General features: G+C 54.0%; 12 protein-coding genes. 2 read left to right on the forward strand and 10 right to left on the reverse strand.

Features of this window, described 5'->3' with window-relative positions; translation table 11 throughout:
* Positions 1-55: 55 nt before the first annotated feature.
* Complete coding sequence (glpE, locus tag ABU190_RS12855; protein ID WP_090083957.1) at positions 56-385, reverse strand: thiosulfate sulfurtransferase GlpE; 330 nt, start codon at positions 383-385, stop codon at positions 56-58.
* Between the two features lie 241 nt (positions 386-626).
* Between glpE and glpD the strand changes: the two genes are divergently transcribed.
* Positions 627-2132 (forward strand): glycerol-3-phosphate dehydrogenase, encoded by a 1506-nt coding sequence (glpD, locus tag ABU190_RS12860; protein ID WP_041851363.1) that lies wholly within the window; start codon positions 627-629, stop codon positions 2130-2132.
* Positions 2133-2180: 48 nt separating this feature from the next.
* Here the strand turns inward: glpD and ABU190_RS12865 are convergent, their stop codons facing one another.
* The 7 genes from ABU190_RS12865 to asd form a co-directional block, all read right to left on the reverse strand.
* Positions 2181-3701, reverse strand: a complete 1521-nt coding sequence (locus tag ABU190_RS12865; RefSeq protein WP_354691525.1) for a PstS family phosphate ABC transporter substrate-binding protein — start codon at positions 3699-3701, stop codon at positions 2181-2183.
* Between the two features lie 132 nt (positions 3702-3833).
* A complete protein-coding gene (gene glgP / locus ABU190_RS12870; RefSeq protein ID WP_193794549.1) occupies positions 3834-6281 on the reverse strand; it encodes a glycogen phosphorylase in 2448 nt (815 codons plus the stop codon).
* Between the two features lie 19 nt (positions 6282-6300).
* A complete protein-coding gene (gene glgA, locus ABU190_RS12875) occupies positions 6301-7734 on the reverse strand; it encodes a glycogen synthase GlgA (RefSeq protein ID WP_041851360.1) in 1434 nt (477 codons plus the stop codon).
* 91 nt (positions 7735-7825) lie between these two features.
* Positions 7826-9112 (reverse strand): glucose-1-phosphate adenylyltransferase, encoded by a 1287-nt coding sequence (gene glgC / locus ABU190_RS12880; RefSeq protein ID WP_041851359.1) that lies wholly within the window; start codon positions 9110-9112, stop codon positions 7826-7828.
* Positions 9113-9126: 14 nt separating this feature from the next.
* Complete coding sequence (gene glgX, locus ABU190_RS12885; RefSeq protein WP_354691526.1) at positions 9127-11103, reverse strand: glycogen debranching protein GlgX; 1977 nt, start codon at positions 11101-11103, stop codon at positions 9127-9129.
* Entirely contained in the window at positions 11103-13286 is a 2184-nt protein-coding gene (glgB, locus tag ABU190_RS12890) for a 1,4-alpha-glucan branching enzyme (RefSeq protein WP_354691527.1), read from the reverse strand. The genes glgX and glgB overlap by 1 nt, the downstream gene beginning before the upstream one ends.
* Before the next feature lie 263 nt (positions 13287-13549).
* Complete coding sequence (asd, locus tag ABU190_RS12895) at positions 13550-14656, reverse strand: aspartate-semialdehyde dehydrogenase (protein WP_354691528.1); 1107 nt, start codon at positions 14654-14656, stop codon at positions 13550-13552.
* Positions 14657-14818: 162 nt separating this feature from the next.
* Here asd and ABU190_RS12900 point away from each other — a divergent pair, with 162 nt between their 5' ends.
* The gene (locus ABU190_RS12900) at positions 14819-15412 is read left to right on the forward strand and encodes a YhgN family NAAT transporter (protein ID WP_041851355.1); all 594 of its coding nucleotides are present in this window, start codon (positions 14819-14821) and stop codon (positions 15410-15412) included.
* Positions 15413-15660: 248 nt separating this feature from the next.
* Here ABU190_RS12900 and gntU read toward each other — a convergent pair whose 3' ends face one another.
* Both gntU and gntK read right to left on the reverse strand, forming a co-directional pair.
* Positions 15661-17001: a gluconate transporter gene (gene gntU / locus ABU190_RS12905; protein ID WP_041851354.1), complete on the reverse strand. Its 1341-nt coding sequence runs from the start codon at positions 16999-17001 to the stop codon at positions 15661-15663.
* Positions 17002-17013: 12 nt separating this feature from the next.
* Positions 17014-17535: a gluconokinase gene (gene gntK / locus ABU190_RS12910; RefSeq protein ID WP_354691529.1), complete on the reverse strand. Its 522-nt coding sequence runs from the start codon at positions 17533-17535 to the stop codon at positions 17014-17016.
* Positions 17536-17584 lie beyond the last annotated feature (49 nt).

Raw genomic sequence — 17584 nt, forward strand, 5'->3', positions numbered from 1 at the left:
GGCGGTCGCTTTGTCTCTGGAAAAGAGCACAGTATAGCGGCAGAGTCTTCACTCTCTAAAGGGATCCCTGCTCGACTTCCGCTGGAAAATGACGATGCCAGGCATCAAAGCCGCCATCAACACTGAATACCGCATCATAGCCTTGCTGGAGCAGGTATTGCGCCGCGCCTTTACTGCTATTGCCGTGATAGCACATCACCATCACCGGGGTATCGAAGTCGGTTTCGCGCATAAACGCACCGAGGGTGTCGTTTGTTAAATGAAAAGCGCCCGGCGTGTGGCCAATCGCATAGCTTTGTGGGTCACGAATATCAACCAGTACCGCCTGTTTAAGCTGCAGTTTCTGGTGGGCTTCTTCAACATTAATACAGACAAAATGATCCATTCTGATCTCTTTTCTTTTTCGTATGGCAGGTGGTACGCCTACGTTCTTTCCACACGTTCAGGGTGGAAAAATCAGGCAACATAAGTTTACCGCTTAGTGTACGTCCTCCAGGCGGAGAAACACCATTATGTTATGTATATCACTCTAAATTGTTTTTCTGATGTTACCAAAAGCGCGATCTTTTGCTATTATGAGCGATATCGAACATTTGTGAGCTTTAACGAAAGCGCGTGAGGGCAGCATGGAAACCAAAGATCTGATCGTTATTGGCGGGGGCATCAACGGTGCCGGTATCGCGGCAGACGCCGCCGGGCGAGGTTTATCCGTGCTGATGCTGGAAGCCCAGGACTTAGCTTGCGCAACTTCCAGCGCCAGCTCAAAATTGATTCACGGTGGCCTGCGCTACCTTGAACACTATGAGTTTCGGCTGGTTAGCGAGGCGCTGGCCGAGCGCGAAGTGCTGTTAAAAATGGCACCGCACATCGCCTTTCCGATGCGTTTCCGCTTACCGCATCGCCCGCACTTACGTCCGGCATGGATGATCCGTATCGGTCTTTTTATGTACGACAACCTGGGTAAACGCACCAGTTTACCCGGATCGCAAAGTTTGCGTTTTGGCTCAGAATCGGTCCTCAAACCTGAAATCGTGCGCGGTTTCGAATATTCTGACTGTTGGGTCGATGATGCCCGTATGGTCCTTGCAAATGCGCAAATGGTTGTGAAAAAAGGCGGCGAAGTACGTACCCGTACGCGTGCTGTCTCAGCAAAACGTGAAAACGGTCTGTGGATTGTTGAAGCGGAAGATATCGACACCGGGGAAAAATTTAGCTGGCAAGCACGCGGTCTGGTCAATGCCACCGGCCCATGGGTTAAACAGTTCTTTGATGACGGGATGCATTTGCCGTCTCCGTATGGTATTCGCCTGATTAAAGGCAGCCATATCGTTGTGCCACGCGTTCATTCACAAAAGCAGGCCTATATTCTGCAAAACGAAGATAAACGTATCGTCTTCGTGATCCCGTGGATGGATGAGTTCTCCATCATTGGTACAACCGATGTGGAATATAAAGGCGACCCGAAAAACGTCGAAATCGACGAAAGTGAAGTGAATTACCTGTTGAAGGTCTATAACGCGCACTTTAAAAAGCAACTGACGCGCAATGACATTGTCTGGACTTACTCCGGTGTGCGCCCGCTGTGTGACGATGAGTCCGACTCTCCACAGGCAATCACTCGCGACTACACGCTGGATATTCATGATCAGGACGGTAAAGCGCCGCTGCTGTCCGTCTTTGGCGGCAAGCTTACGACCTATCGCAAGCTGGCTGAACATGCGATGGAAAAACTGGCCTCCTACTATGAAGGTATTGGCCCGGCCTGGACCAAAAACTGTGTATTGCCTGGCGGGGAGCTGGGGGGCGATCGCGATGACTACGCCGCGAAACTGCGTCGTCGTTACCCGTTCATTACCGAGTCGCTGGCCCGCCATTATGCCCGGACTTACGGCAGCAACAGCGAGCTGATTCTGGGGCAGGCAGGCTCAATTGAAGACCTGGGCGAGCATTTCGGCCATGAGCTTTACGAAGCCGAACTGCGTTACCTGGTTGAGCACGAATGGGTGCGCCGTCTGGACGACGCTATCTGGCGGCGTACCAAACTGGGCATGTGGCTCAATGCCGAGGAGCAGTCCCGTGTGGCGCAGTGGCTGACCCGCCACAGCAAAGCGGAATTATCGCTGGCCTCTTAATTTTGAATGCCCCCGCTGACGCACGTTCAGCGGGGTTCTTTTAGGATGCTAGTTTGCCGGACTGTGCAACGGCACGTAACCCACATCCTCCACCAGCGCCTGCCCCTGCGGACTTAAAAACCACGCCACCAGCTTTTGCGTTTCCGCCGTTGGGTTTTCACGCGTCACCATGTAAACATCCACAACGAAAGGGTATGTCTCGTTACGAATGTTCTCTTTCGTCGGCGCGACGCCATCGATGGCTAATAACTTGATACCCGCATTGGCATTCATCTTCGTGGCATAGTAGCGGAAGGTGTAACCGATTGCCCCTTTGCTGTTTTGGTACTCAGCCACTTTACGGATCACGCCCCCCATTCCCCTCGCCACTTCGGTCTCTTTTGGCGGCAGCATGGGCGTCTCTTTCATCACTTTCGCCAGCATGGTGGACTGACTTCCGGAATCTTCTGGCCGTTGCCAGACTTCGATATCACACGCGTCACCGCCCACGTCGCTCCAGCGCGTCGTTTTGCCACTGAAAATGTCGCGCACCTGCTGCTGAGTCAGACTGTCGACAGGGTTATCGGCATGTGTAATGAACACAAAGGCTTCACGAGCAAACGGCGTGTAGGTCAGATTGACGTTCGCCGCCTGTGCCCGCTTTTTCTGCCCCTCAGAAGGTTGGGCGACAAAGATGATATCGGCTTTATCGGCAATAATATTTTTATAGGCGTCTGGCGTGCGTGACAGGGACAGGCAGCAGGCCTGAATACCATAAGATGATATGTCTTGCGGGAAACGGTTCAGTGCAAAGAAGGCCGAGGCGTATAGCGGGTAGGCTGCGGTCGCACCATCAAGGCGTGGGTGTTTGTCCGCGAAGGTAAAAGGAGCGGCACCGCGCAACGCCGTGAGTTTGTTATTGGGCCTGTCAGGGTAATAATCCCGGCGATCAAGAGATTCACTGACGGCATGCTCACTTGTTACCCGAGGGAATTTCTTCTGTCGTAACGCCGCCTGCCAGCAGGCCACCAGAGTTAATATAATCAGCGCTAACACCAGCAGATTTCGCAAGCAAAGCGAGGCGCGAGAATCGGGCGCGTAGCGATGACGCCAGTAACAGCCGAGGGTAAAGCAGGCCTGGGTACCCACCGGGATAATCACCATCGCCCAAAACCAGCCGGTTAACAGCGCAATAAGGTTAATGCCCATCCAGGGTAGACCGAGTTTCAACATTATCCCGAACCAGCGGCTGCTAAAGCCCAGGCCAGACCGCTGCATAATGACTATCCAGCACAGCAATACGAGCAGCGCAGGCAGCAGTAACAAACTCTGGCGTAAGGCATTGTTCTCTTTCGGTTGGGTAAAGCGCGCCCACAGCCAGCCCATAAGAAACATCATGACGCCACCCAATGCGTAAAACACACATGTGGCGATATCACCATTCGCAAATGAGCGTGAAAGATCCAGCGCAATAAGCGCTTTTTTAAGTAATTCGTGGACAAATAAACACACCGCAGCCGCACCATGTGCTAACAACGGAACGCCAATAAACATCAATAAAAGCGATCTTACCCACCATCCGAATCCCATATCCTGCCACCTCATCCTTGTTTGTCGGCCAATTATAAAGGCGCGACCTGGCAGCTCATCCCCCTTCATATTCTGAAAAAAAAACGGAGCCCTGAGGCTCCGTGAGATATTTATGGCGAAAACGAAGGTGACTTACAGGCGTACCGGATCGATATGCCAGATCTGCTCGGCATACTCCTGAATCGTTCGGTCAGACGAGAAGTAGCCCATATTAGCGATGTTGTGCATCGCCTTCGTGGTCCACTCTTCCGGGTTACGATAGAGCTCGTCTACTTTGTCCTGACAGTCAACGTAGCTGCGGAAATCGGCCAGTACCTGATAATGGTCGCCAAAGTTAATCAGCGAATCCACGAGATCGCGATAACGACCCGGCTCATTCGGGCTGAACAGGCCGGTCGCAATTTGCGTCAGTACCTGATGCAGCTCCTCATCTTTTTCGTAGTATTCACGCGGTGAATAGCCTTTACGGCGCAGCTCTTCAACTTCTTCGGCGGTATTACCAAAAATGAAGATGTTATCCGCCCCCACATGCTCAAGCATTTCTACGTTCGCACCGTCCAGCGTACCGATGGTCAACGCGCCATTGAGGGCAAACTTCATGTTACTGGTGCCGGACGCTTCCGTCCCTGCCAGCGAGATCTGCTCAGAAAGATCCGCCGCCGGGATGATCACCTGCGCGAGACTCACGCTGTAGTTGGGAATAAAGACCACTTTCAGCTTATCGCCAATCTGCGGATCGTTGTTGATCACCGCCGCCACATCATTGATAAGGTGAATGATGTGCTTCGCCATGTAGTACGCCGACGCCGCTTTACCGGCGAAGATATTGACGCGCGGTACCCACTCTGCGGTCGGATCTGCTTTGATACGGTTGTAGCGGGTGATCACGTGCAGCACATTCATCAACTGACGCTTATATTCGTGGATACGTTTGATCTGCACATCGAAGAGCGCTTTCGGGTTGACCACTACATTAAGCTGCTGGCCTATTACAGCCGCCAGACGCTTTTTGTTCTCCAGCTTGGCATGGCGAATCGCCTGGTTCACCGTCGGGTAGTCGATATGCTGTTCCAGCTCGCTGAGCTGGCTCAGATCGGTACGCCAGGTACGGCCAATATTCTCATCCAGCACGCCTGACAACGGCGGGTTCGCCAGTGCCAGCCAGCGACGCGGTGTGACACCGTTGGTCACGTTCGTAAAGCGCATCGGGAAAATGTTGGCGAAATCGGCAAACAGGGACTGCACCATCAGGTTGGAGTGCAACTCAGACACGCCATTCACTTTATGGCTCACCACCACGGCCAGCCACGCCATGCGCACGCGCCGCCCGTTCGACTCATCGATAATCGACACACGACTCAGCAGGCCAATATCGTTAGGGTACTGTTCCTGAATGGTTTTCAGGAAGTAGTCATTAATTTCAAAGATGATTTGCAGGTGGCGCGGCAGGATCTTACCGAGCATATCAATCGGCCAGGTTTCCAGCGCTTCGCTCATCAGCGTGTGGTTGGTGTAGGAGAACACCTGGCAGGTCACCTCGAACGCTTCATCCCATGAGAATTTATGCTCATCAATCAGCAGACGCATCAACTCAGGGATCGACAATACCGGGTGGGTATCGTTCAGGTGAATCGCCGTTTTCTCCGCCAGATTGGCGTAGGTTTTGTGGAGCTGGTAATGGCGGCTCAAAATATCCTGAACGGTTGCCGACACCAGGAAGTACTCCTGACGCAGGCGCAACTCCCGGCCAGAATAGGTCGAGTCATCCGGGTAGAGCACGCGAGATACGTTTTCGGAGTGGTTTTTATCTTCCACCGCCGCAAAATAGTCACCCTGGTTAAATTTACCCAGGTTGATTTCGCTACTCGCCTGCGCATTCCACAACCGCAGGGTGTTAGTCGCGTCGGTATCGTAACCAGGAATAATTTGGTCGTAGGCCACGGCCAAAATCTCTTCGGTCTCCAGCCAGTTAGACTTTTTGCCTTCCTGCTGGACGCGCCCGCCAAAACGCACTTTATAGCGGGTGTTATGGCGTTTGAATTCCCATGGGTTACCGTATTCCAGCCAGTAATCCGGAGACTCTTTTTGCCGACCATCAACAATGTTCTGCTTGAACATGCCGTAGTCGTAGCGAATACCATAACCGCGTCCGGGCAGCGCCAGCGTTGCCAGAGAATCCAGGAAGCAGGCCGCAAGACGCCCTAACCCCCCGTTACCCAATCCTGGGTCATTTTCTTCGTCAATCAGCTCTTCCAGATCCAGCCCCATCTCTTCCAGTGCGTTTTTGACATCGTCATAAATACCTAATGACAACAAGGCGTTGGAAAGGGTGCGGCCAATCAAAAATTCCATCGACAGGTAATAAACCTGGCGCATTTCCTGAGAGAGCTGTGCACGGTTGGAACGTAACCAGCGTTCTACCAGGCGGTCACGCACCGCAAACAGCGTGGCGTTCAGCCACTCATGCTTGTTGGCGATGACCGGATCTTTACCTATGGTAAACATCAGCTTGTAGGCGATCGAATGTTTTAACGCTTCGATGCTCAGTGTGGGTGATGCATATGTAAAAGGTGCATTCATACAAGTGATTCCTGGAAAACTATTTCAACCGATAGTAAAGATCGCGATAGGATTGCGCGGCGACCTGCCAGCTAAAATCCATGCCCATCGCCTGGCGCTGAACAAAGCGCCAGAGAGAAGGGCGGGACCACAACACGAAAGCACGCCGAATCGCGCGAAGCAGCGACCAGGCATTACTGTCTTCAAATACAAAACCACTGGCGATTCCATCTGCCAAATTCTCCAATGAGCTATCGGTCACGGTATCCGCCAGCCCGCCCGTGCGACGAACTAACGGCAACGTGCCGTACTTCAATCCATAAAGTTGCGTTAACCCACACGGCTCAAAACGGCTCGGGACCAGGATGACATCCGCCCCGCCCATAATGCGATGTGAAAACGCCTCGTGATACCCAATTTGCACGCCGACTTGCCCTGGATGCTCCGCCGCCGCCGCAAGGAAACCTTCCTGCAAAACCGGATCGCCCGCGCCAAGTAGCGCCAGTTGCCCGCCTTGCTCCAGCAAACCGGGTAATGCCTCCAGCACCAGATCCAACCCTTTCTGGCTGGTTAAGCGACTCACCACCGCAAAAAGCGGCGCTTTGTCGTTCACTTTCAGCCCCATGGCGATCTGTAGCTGGCGTTTGTTCTCCGCTTTTTCCTCCAGCGTATCCCGCGTATAACGCGATGAAAGCAGCAGGTCTGTTGCCGGATCCCAAATTTTTTCATCCACGCCGTTCAGAATACCGGACAGGCGCCCTTCAACTTGCCGCTGACGCAGCAGCCCCTCCATGCCATAGGCAAACTGCGGCTCGGTAATTTCGCGAGCGTAGGTCGGGCTGACCGCCGTAATATGATCGGCGTAATAGAGACCGGCTTTCAGGAAAGAGATCTGTCCGTTGAATTCCAGCCCATGCATATTAAAGAACGACGATGGCAACTGTATTTCACTCATATGTTGCGCGTAATACATCCCCTGATAAGCCAGGTTATGTACCGTGAACACAGACTTCGCCGGTCTCCCCTTCGCCGCCAGATAAGCGGGCGCCAGCCCTGCATGCCAGTCGTGGGCATGGACGATATCGGGCCGCCAGAACGGGTCCAGCCCGCTGGCCATCTCTGCGCCGACCCAGCCAAGCAAGGCAAAACGCAGAACGTTATCGGTATAAGCAAAAAGATTGGTATCGTGATACGGGCTCCCGGGACGATCGTAAAGATGCGGCGCATCAATTAAGTAGATCCCCACCCCGTTGAAATGTCCGAACAGCAATGAAATACGACCAGCAAATGTATCCCGCCGCGAGACCACTTGAGCATCAGTCACGCCGCGACGAACATCCGGGAATGCAGGCAGCAAAACGCGCGTATCAACGCCATCGGCAATTTGCGCCGCAGGCAATGCGCCAATAACATCAGCCAGACCACCGGTCTTCAGCAACGGAAACATCTCAGAACATACATGTAAAACCTGCATTATCGCTCCTGTCAAAACCGCTAACACTTAGCGGGCGCTAGCGGGAAAAACAGCGCGCGGACCCCTTCCGCGCAAGGTTATCTCGATGCTGTTACTCTTGTTGCAATTTACGCAGCATTTCGCGCGTCACCAGTACGATGCCCTCTTCGGAGCGGTAGAACCGACGGGCGTCCTCTTCTGCGTTTTCACCAATGATCGTCCCTTCCGGGATGACACAGGCCCGGTCAATAACGCAACGCCGCAAGCGACAGGAGCGTCCGACCCAGACCTCCGGTAAAAGAACAGCAGAGTCGATATTGCAGAACGAATTCACACGTACCCGTGAGAACAATACCGATTGCACCACTACCGATCCGGATATCACACATCCACCGGAAACCAGTGAGTTCAGTGTCATACCGTGACTTCCCGATCTGTCCTGAACAAATTTCGCCGGTGGTAAAGATTCATTATAGGTACGTATTGGCCAGTTACGGTCATACATGTCCAGTTCAGGTACAACTGATGCGAGATCGAGGTTTGCTTTCCAGTACGCTTCGAGGGTTCCTACGTCACGCCAGTAGGGTTCTGAGTCAGGGTCCGAATGCACACAGGATAATGGGAAGGGATGTGCATAAGCCATGCCAGACTTGGTTATCAGCGGGATGATATCTTTGCCGAAATCGTGACTGGAGTTTTCATTCTTGTCGTCTTGTTCAAGCAACTCGTAAAGGTACTCAGCATCGAAAACATAAATCCCCATGCTGGCGAGCGATTTAGTGCTGTCATTGGGCATAGAAGGCGGGCTGGCGGGTTTTTCAACAAACTCGATAACTTTGTCGTTTTCATCCACAGCCATAACGCCAAACGCGCTTGCCTCTTCAATGGGCACCGGCAGACAGGCCACGGTGCAACGCGCACCTTTTTCGACATGATCAATAAGCATGCGTGAATAGTCCTGCTTATAGATATGGTCACCGGCCAGAATGACGATGTACTCCGCACCATAGCGGCGAATGATGTCGAGGTTCTGCGTGACCGCATCGGCGGTGCCGCGATACCAGCTCTCGCCATGCACACGCTGCTGCGCAGGCAGCAGATCGACAAATTCATTCATCTCTTCGTTGAAGAAGGACCAGCCACGCTGAATATGCTGCACCAGCGTGTGGGATTGATACTGCGTGATCACACCAATACGACGAATACCGGAGTTAATGCAGTTGGATAATGCGAAATCGATAATACGGAACTTACCGCCGAAGTGAACCGCGGGTTTGGCGCGTTTTTTTGTCAAATCTTTAAGGCGGGTCCCGCGCCCTCCCGCAAGTATCAGGGCTACAGATTTTAATGGGAGCTGGCGCGCTAACATTAAGGGATCGTTCTTATCTAATCTAACCATGACTAACTCCTTTTTTATGACCTTTCAAAGACGCACACTCCGTGCGCGGGCCCATGCCAGACAGCCATCACTACCGGATTATCCTCACCGGCAAACGGAGGAACAGCACGCCATTCCCCTTCTGGTAGCGCAATCTCAGCAACGTCATGCGTGCCGTTAATCGCCAGCAGTACACGATCGGACAGCAGGATTTGCAGGCGGTGGACACCGCTTTGCCACTCCGCAACGCTGAGAGGTTGCGCTTCCTGATTAAGCCAACGCACGTTGCCATCGCCCTCTTCCCACCATGCATCCCGGGTTAAGGCGGGAATGCGCTGGCGAAGGTGAATCAACGCGGCGGTAAATGCCATTAGCCCACTGTTTGCGTTTTGCCAGTCAAGCCAGGTCAACGCATTGTCCTGACAGTAAGCGTTGTTATTACCGTGCTGGCTATGACCATGTTCGTCACCGGCCAACAGCATTGGTGTTCCCTGGGAAAGTAGCAGTGTTGTCAACAGGGCATGGACGCTTGCTCGCCTCCTTTCTGTCACATCAAGACTGCTACTTAACCCTTCTATACCATGATTATTGCTATGGTTATTGTTAGTACCGTCGCGATTTTCCTCGCCATTCGCTTCGTTATGCTTATGGTTGAAACTCACGCAGTCACGCAACGTAAACCCGTCATGCGCCGTCACCAGATTGACCGACGCATGGGGCAGACGCCCTTCGCGACGGAACATATCGCTGGATGCGGCAAAACGCCCGGCAAATTCCCCAGGCGAGAGTGACTGCTCCAGCCAGAAGCGGCGGGCAGCATCACGAAAATGATCATTCCATTCGGCAAATAAGGGCGGGAAATTGCCCACCTGGTAACCGCCTTCGCCAATGTCCCACGGCTCCGCAATAAGCTTCACCTGTGAGAGTAACGGACAGTTTTTAATTGCCTCGAACAAGGGCGCCTGCTGGCTGAATCCCGGCATGCGCCCCATAATTGTTGCCAAATCAAAGCGAAAACCGTCGATATGGAACGTCTCAACCCAATATTTCAGGCAGGCCATGGCATAGGCCACGCCGCCTGGGTTGCTCAAATTGAGTGTGTTTCCGCAACCGGTCCAGTTTTCATAATCACCGTCGCCCCTGATCCAATAATAGCTACGGTTATCAATTCCGCGCAGGGAGAGCGTCGGGCCATCCAGGTCAATTTCAGCGCTGTGGTTGAGCACAATATCGAGGATGACCTCAATACCGTTTTGATGCAGGGACTTAACTGCCTCACGAAACTCATTGATGGCGAATTCGGGAGCGGTGGCATAACGCGGGTCAAGAGCAAACAGCGCCAACGGGTTATAACCCCAGTAGTTGCTTAACCCCAGCCGTTGCAGACGCGGCTCGCTGATAAAATGCGCCACTGGCATCAGTTCCAGCGCCGTGATACCCAGCGTCTTGAAGTGGTTGATCATGACCGGATGACCAAGGGCTTTATAGGTACCGCGGATCTCTTCTGGCAAATCCGGGTGCAGCCAGGTCAGCCCTTTGACATGGGCTTCATAGATGACCGTATTGCCCCATGGTGTGCGTGGCGCGGCATCATTCCCCCAGTCGAACGTCTCATCCACGACCACGCTTTTCGGCGCGATTGCCGCGCTGTCATGCGGATCAGGAACCTCATAACCGCCGTGCAACAATGGGCTGTCTTTCACGTCACCGTCGACACGGCGCGCACAGGGATCGAGCAGTAACTTCGCCGGGTTAAAGCGATGCCCCTGCCCCGGTTCCCACGGACCGTGTACGCGATAGCCATAACGCGTACCAGGCCGCGCATCTGCCAGGAAACCGTGCCAGACATCGCCGCTGCGGGCGGGCAAGTCATAACGTTGCTCGTTGCCTTCGTCATCAAAAATGCACAGTTCGACTCGCTCCGCATGTGCCGAAAATAGCGTGAAATTCACGCCATTTCTCTCTACATGGGCCCCAAGTGGCGTCGCGTTGCCTGCGGTCAGTTTGGTCATCACCCCTCCCGCACAAACCAGACGGTTGCCAGCGGTGGGATCGTCACAGAGAGAGAGTGCGCCCTGCCGTTCACCGGGATCTCATCACTCTGTACACCACCGCCATTGCCGGCATTGCTGCCGTGGTAGTGCATCGAGTCCGTGTTCAGCTCTTCACGCCAGCGTCCCGGCTGGTTGATACCAAAGCGGTAGTTATGGCGCGGAACCGGTGTGAAATTGCTGACGACAATGATCTCGTTGCCGGCTTTATCGCGACGTACAAAGACAAACACCGAGTTCTCATGGTCATCCACCACCAGCCATTCAAAGCCATACGGGTCGAAATCCAGCTCATGCAACGCTTTGTGATGACGGTAGACGTGGTTCATATCCCGCACCAGACGCTGCACGCCGTGGTGCCAGTTATCGCCCCCTTCAAGCAGATGCCAGTCGAGGCTACTGTCATGGTTCCACTCACGCCCTTGCGCAAACTCGTTACCCATAAACAGCAGTTTTTTACCGGGGAAGGCCCACATCCAGGCGTAGTACGCGCGCAGGTTGGCAAACTTCTGCCACGCATCACCGGGCATACGGTCAAGAATGGATTTCTTGCCATGTACAACTTCGTCATGGGAGAGCGGCAACACGAAATTTTCCGTGTAGTTGTAGAGCATGCCGAAGGTGAGTTTGTCGTGATGGTGTTTGCGATAGACCGGATCGAGTTTCATGTAATCCAGGGTGTCGTGCATCCAGCCGAGGTTCCACTTGTACCAGAAGCCCAGGCCGCCCAGTGATGGTGGACGCGAGACGCCGGCAAAGTCGGTGGACTCTTCCGCCATACTCACTGCGCCAGGAACCTGCTCGCCGAGGATACGGTTGGTGCTACGCAAAAATTCGATGGCCTCAAGGTTTTCCCGACCACCAAATTCGTTGGGGATCCACTCACCTTGTTTACGGCTGTAATCGCGGTAAATCATGGAGGCGACCGCGTCCACGCGCAGAGCGTCGATACCAAAACGCTCAACCCAGTAGAGCGCATTGCCCACCAGATAGTTGCTGACTTCGCGGCGACCGTAGTTATAAATCAGGGTATTCCAGTCCTGATGGTAACCTTCACGCGGATCGCTGTGTTCATAAAGCGCGGTCCCGTCAAACTCGGCCAGGCCAAAGTCATCGGACGGAAAATGACCGGGTACCCAATCCAGAATCACGTTCAACCCGGCAGCGTGAGCCGCTTTGATAAAGTAGATAAAGTCGTCGCGGGTGCCAAAGCGGCGCGTCGGGGCATAGAGACCCGTCGGCTGATAGCCCCAGCTTCCGTCAAACGGGTGCTCATTAACGGGCAGCAACTCCAGATGGGTGAACCCCATCCATTTTGCATACGGCACCAGTTGGTCCGCCAGCTCACGGTAGCTCAGCCAGAAATTATTGTCCGTGTGGCGACGCCATGACCCTAAATGCACCTCATAGATGGAGATGGGCGCATCAAACTCGTTGGCCTTTTTACGCACCTCTGTCTGCTCTACCTTTTCCGGCAGATCGCAAATCATAGAGGCCGTTTCCGGGCGCATCTGGGCTTCAAAGGCGTACGGGTCAGATTTGATCCGCAGATTGCCATGCGCATCAATCATCTCAAACTTATAGAGCTGGCCGTTGTGTGCACCCGGAATGAAAAGCTCCCAGATACCGCTTTCACGGCGCAGGCGCATCGGATGGCGGCGACCATCCCAGTAGTTGAATTGCCCGACCACGGAAACACGGCGGGCGTTTGGCGCCCAGACAGAGAAGCGAGTCCCGGTCACGCCGTCCATCGTATCCGCATGTGCGCCCAGCGTTTCGTAAGGCCTGAGGTGGGTACCTTCGGAAAGCAGCCAGGCGTCCATATCCTGAATCAATGGACCAAAGCGGTAAGGATCGTCGATAAGGTTTTGCTGGCCATGCCAGATAACGGCTAACTGGTAGCGAAAGGGGTTTTTGCGGCGCGGCATAACGCCACTAAAGAAACCACGTGAATCAAGGCAGTCCAGATTGCCTACTTTGCGCCCGGTTTTGGGTTCAATGACCCAGACCTCGGTCGCATCAGGTAATAATGCGCGAACTTCCAGCCCGGCTTCCGTTTGGTGCATGCCGAGTACGGAAAAGGGGTCTGCAAAATGGCCTTCAATTAGCGCATTAATCACGTCTCTATCTACAAAAACAGACATGGTTTAATCCTTGTTATCTATGTCACACCTTCCCGGCAAGGTTATACGCCCGGCTGTGACATTCTTTTTGACCTGAACGGCGCAAGCACATAATGTGCATCCTCTCTGCTCCGTCCCACCTTCAGGCAAGATGCGTAAACACCCCACTTAAAGCATAGCCAACGCTTTATCTGACTCCCGAGAAAAATATCAACATCTGCGTACACTCCGTTAATACGCAAAAAAAAGGGGTGACAAGCACCCCTTTTTAAATAAATTTTTGATTACGCCAGTTGGCGTAGTATGCGGCGTAGTGGCTCCGCTGCGCCCCACAGGAGCTGGTCCCCTACGGTGAATGCGGAGAGGAAGTCCGACCCCATATTCAGCTTACGCAGACGCCCTACAGGGGTCGTCAGCGTGCCGGTTACCGCCGCAGGCGTCAGTTCGCGTATGGTGATTTCACGATCGTTCGGCACCACTTTCGCCCATGGGTTATGGGCCGCCAGCAGCTCTTCGATGGTCGGGATAGATACATCTTTTTTCAATTTAATGGTAAATGCCTGGCTGTGGCAGCGCAGTGCGCCAACACGGACACACAGGCCATCAACCGGAATCGTGGTGGTTGTGCCCAGAATCTTGTTGGTTTCAGCCTGGCCTTTCCACTCTTCGCGGCTTTGGCCGTTATCGAGCTGTTTGTCGATCCACGGAATCAGGCTGCCTGCCAACGGCACGCCGAAATTGTCGACAGGCAGTTCGCCGCTGCGGGAAAGCTGGGTGACTTTGCGTTCGATATCGAGGATGGCAGACGCCGGATCTGCCAGTTCAGCAGCCACGAGGCCGTGCAGTTGCCCCATTTGCGCCAGCAGTTCACGCATATGACGCGCACCGCCGCCGGAAGCCGCCTGATACGTCGCCACAGAAACCCATTCAACCAGATCATTGGAGAACAGACCGCCCAGTGACATCAGCATCAGGCTGACTGTACAGTTACCGCCAACGAAGGTTTTGATGCCTTTGTTCAGGCCGTCGGTGATGACAGCCTGGTTCACCGGGTCAAGAATGATGATGGCATCATCTTTCATACGCAGAGAAGAGGCAGCATCGATCCAGTAACCCTGCCAGCCGCTTTCACGAAGCTTTGGATAAATTTCGTTGGTATAATCGCCGCCCTGGCAGGTGACAATGATGTCGAGGGCCTTCAGCGCTTCCAGATCGAATGCGTCCTGCAACGTACCGGTAGACTTACCGCCGAACGTCGGGGCTGCCTGACCAAGCTGGGAAGTTGAAAAGAAGACCGGGCGAATGGCGTCGAAGTCGCGCTCTTCTACCATGCGTTGCATGAGTACGGAGCCGACCATTCCGCGCCAACCGATAAAACCAACATTTTTCATAGCGTATTTCCTGCGAAGGTGTGTGCTGTTAGTGCGAGCCAGTATCCAACTGGCGCTAATAGTCCACCTTACAAAATGCACGCAAAGTCGCAAGTGAAATTAATCAATGATGGGCAAGCCATCAGAAATACCGCTAATCAGCGGCAAAATGGGTAATTGATAATGAGCGAAATCATTTCGGTGGCAGTGTTGTTGATCCTGATTATGGACCCTCTCGGGAACCTGCCGATATTTATGTCAGTACTCAAGCATACTGAGCCGAAGCGCCGCCGAAAAATCATGATTCGCGAGCTGCTCATCGCACTGGTGCTGATGCTGGTTTTCCTCTTCGCGGGCGAAAATATTCTGGCGTTTCTCAACCTACGCGCCGAAACGGTTTCGATTTCCGGCGGCATCATCCTGTTTCTGATCGCCATTAAGATGATTTTCCCCAGCGAGTCCGGCAGCAGCATGGGGCTGCCGGCGGGTGAAGAACCGTTTATCGTACCGCTGGCGGTTCCGCTGGTGGCCGGGCCAACGCTGCTTGCCACCCTGATGCTGCTTTCACACCAGTACCCTAATCAGATGGGCCATCTGGTGATTGCCCTGTTGATAGCCTGGGGCGGTACCGTGGCGATCTTGCTGCAATCATCGCTGTTCCTGCGTTTGCTCGGCGAGAAAGGGGTAAACGCGCTGGAGCGTTTAATGGGGCTGGTTCTGGTGATGCTCGCAACCCAGATGTTCCTGGACGGCATCCGCCTGTGGATGAAGGGTTAGGTAAAAGCAAAACGGCAACGGGAACAAAAGCAAAACGGCAACCTGAGTTGCCGTTTTTGGTGTTTGCTCCCTCTCCCCGTGGGAGAGGGCCGGGGTGAGGGCATCAGACCGCACCAGAATAAAAGCAAAACGGCAACGGACATAAAAGCAAAACGGCAACCTGAGTTGCCGTTTTTGGTGTTTGCTCCCTCTCCCTGTGGGAGAGGGCCGGGGTGAGGGCATCAGACCGCACCGTCTCCCTGCAATTCTTAACTCAACAACGTAAACGCAATCATCCCGACAATCGCCCCTGTGGTGCCCAGAATCGTTTCCATTAACGTCCAGGTTTTCAGCGTCTGCGCTTCGGTGGCGCCGGTAAACTTACCGAACAACCAGAAACCCGCATCATTCACATGGCTCACCACAATGGAACCACCCGCGATACAAATCGACAGGGCCGCCAGTTGCGCACCGGAAAAATGCAGTTGCTCAATCACCGGCATCACCAGACCCACCGCAGTCAAACAGGCAACGGTCGCCGACCCCTGAATAATGCGCACGGCGGCTGCCAGCACGAAACAGGTCACTGCGATCGGCAGCCCCATACCGGTCAGCGCTTCGCCCAGCGCCGGGCCAACACCGGAATCCACCAGCACCTGCTTGAATACACCGCCCGCACCAATCACCAGCAGGATAATCCCGGCAGGCTGCAATGCCTGACCGCAGATCTCCATGACCCGGTCTTTCGCCATGCCCTGGCGAATCGCCAGACCGTAGATTGCCACCAGGCAAGCCACCAGAATCGCGGTGAACGGGTGACCGATAAACTCCAGCCAGTTGTAGAGATCTGAACCCTCTGCCACAAAACGTGCAGCGATAGTTTTCAGCCCCACCAGCACCAGCGGCAGCAGAATCAGCGACAGGCTAAAGCCGAATGACGGCATTTTACCCTCGCCCAGATGCGGCTCAGTGATGTCGTCGGGGATATGCAGCGCGACATAGCGGCTGATAAAATTGCCCCACAGCGGCCCGGCAATCAGCATCCCAGGAACGGCAGCGCACAGCCCAATCAGGATCATCCAGCCAAAGTCAGCGTGCATCTGGGAAGCCAGCAGCATCGGCGCAGGCCCAGGCAGCAGAAACGCTGCGGCTGCCGCCACGCCCGCAAACAGCGGAATCACCAGCTTCACAAGGTTAGTACCGGTATGGCGCGCCATAGAGAAGGCAACGCTTATCAGCAACACCACCGCCACTTCAAAGAACAGCGGCAGAGCGCAAATCAGCCCCGCCAGGCCAATCGCGAAATGCGCGCGATTGTGACCAAAAGATTTGAGCATCTTCACGGCAATCTGATCGACCGCGCCGGTCTCATGCAGAATTTTGCCGAACATCGCCCCTAAAGCCACCACAATGGCGAGGAAGCCCAGCGTCCCGCCCATCCCTTTTTCCATGGTCGCCGCAATCTTGATCAACGGCATACCGGAAAAAAGCCCTGCACCAATAGAAACCACCATCAAAGCAACGAAAGCATGCATACGCGCTTTCATGACTAAAAACAGCAGCAGCAACACAGAGCCAACTGCTGTTAAAACAAGCGTCAATGTACTCACAACAAACTGCCTTTATTTGTTAATCACTTCAATTGTGCTGGCGACAACACCTTCCAGGGGCTGGTCAATGTCAACGATCAGTACGTCGCGCTCATCCGCACCCGGCTCTTCCAGGGCTTCAAACTGGGTCACCAGCATTTGCGTTTTAAAGAAGTGGCCTTTACGCGCTTTCAGGCGGCTTTCGATAACATCGAAGCCCCCTTTCAGGTAGATAAAGGAGAGATTAGGGTTGCCGTCACGCAGCAGGTCGCGGTAACGCTTTTTCAGCGCCGAACAGACAATCAGCGACACTTTGTTGGTGCGCTGCATTGCAAAGGCCGCATCGTTGAGTGCCTGCAACCAGGGTTTACGGTCATCGTCATTCAACGGCTCGCCTGCGGCCATTTTCATGATGTTGGCGCGTGGATGAAGGAAGTCGCCGTCAAGAAACGCGGCATGGAGTTGATGCGCCACTTCACTGGCGACAGCGGATTTACCACTGCCAGATACGCCCATCAGGACATAGACGTGGTGATCATGGTTAGTCGTGCTCAAAGCGTAGCTCCCACAGGTACAAAGTGAATTGTTACGGGTAACAGTTATC

This window comes from Phytobacter sp. RSE-02, from assembly GCF_040578655.1.
Lineage (GTDB): Bacteria > Pseudomonadota > Gammaproteobacteria > Enterobacterales > Enterobacteriaceae > Phytobacter > Phytobacter diazotrophicus.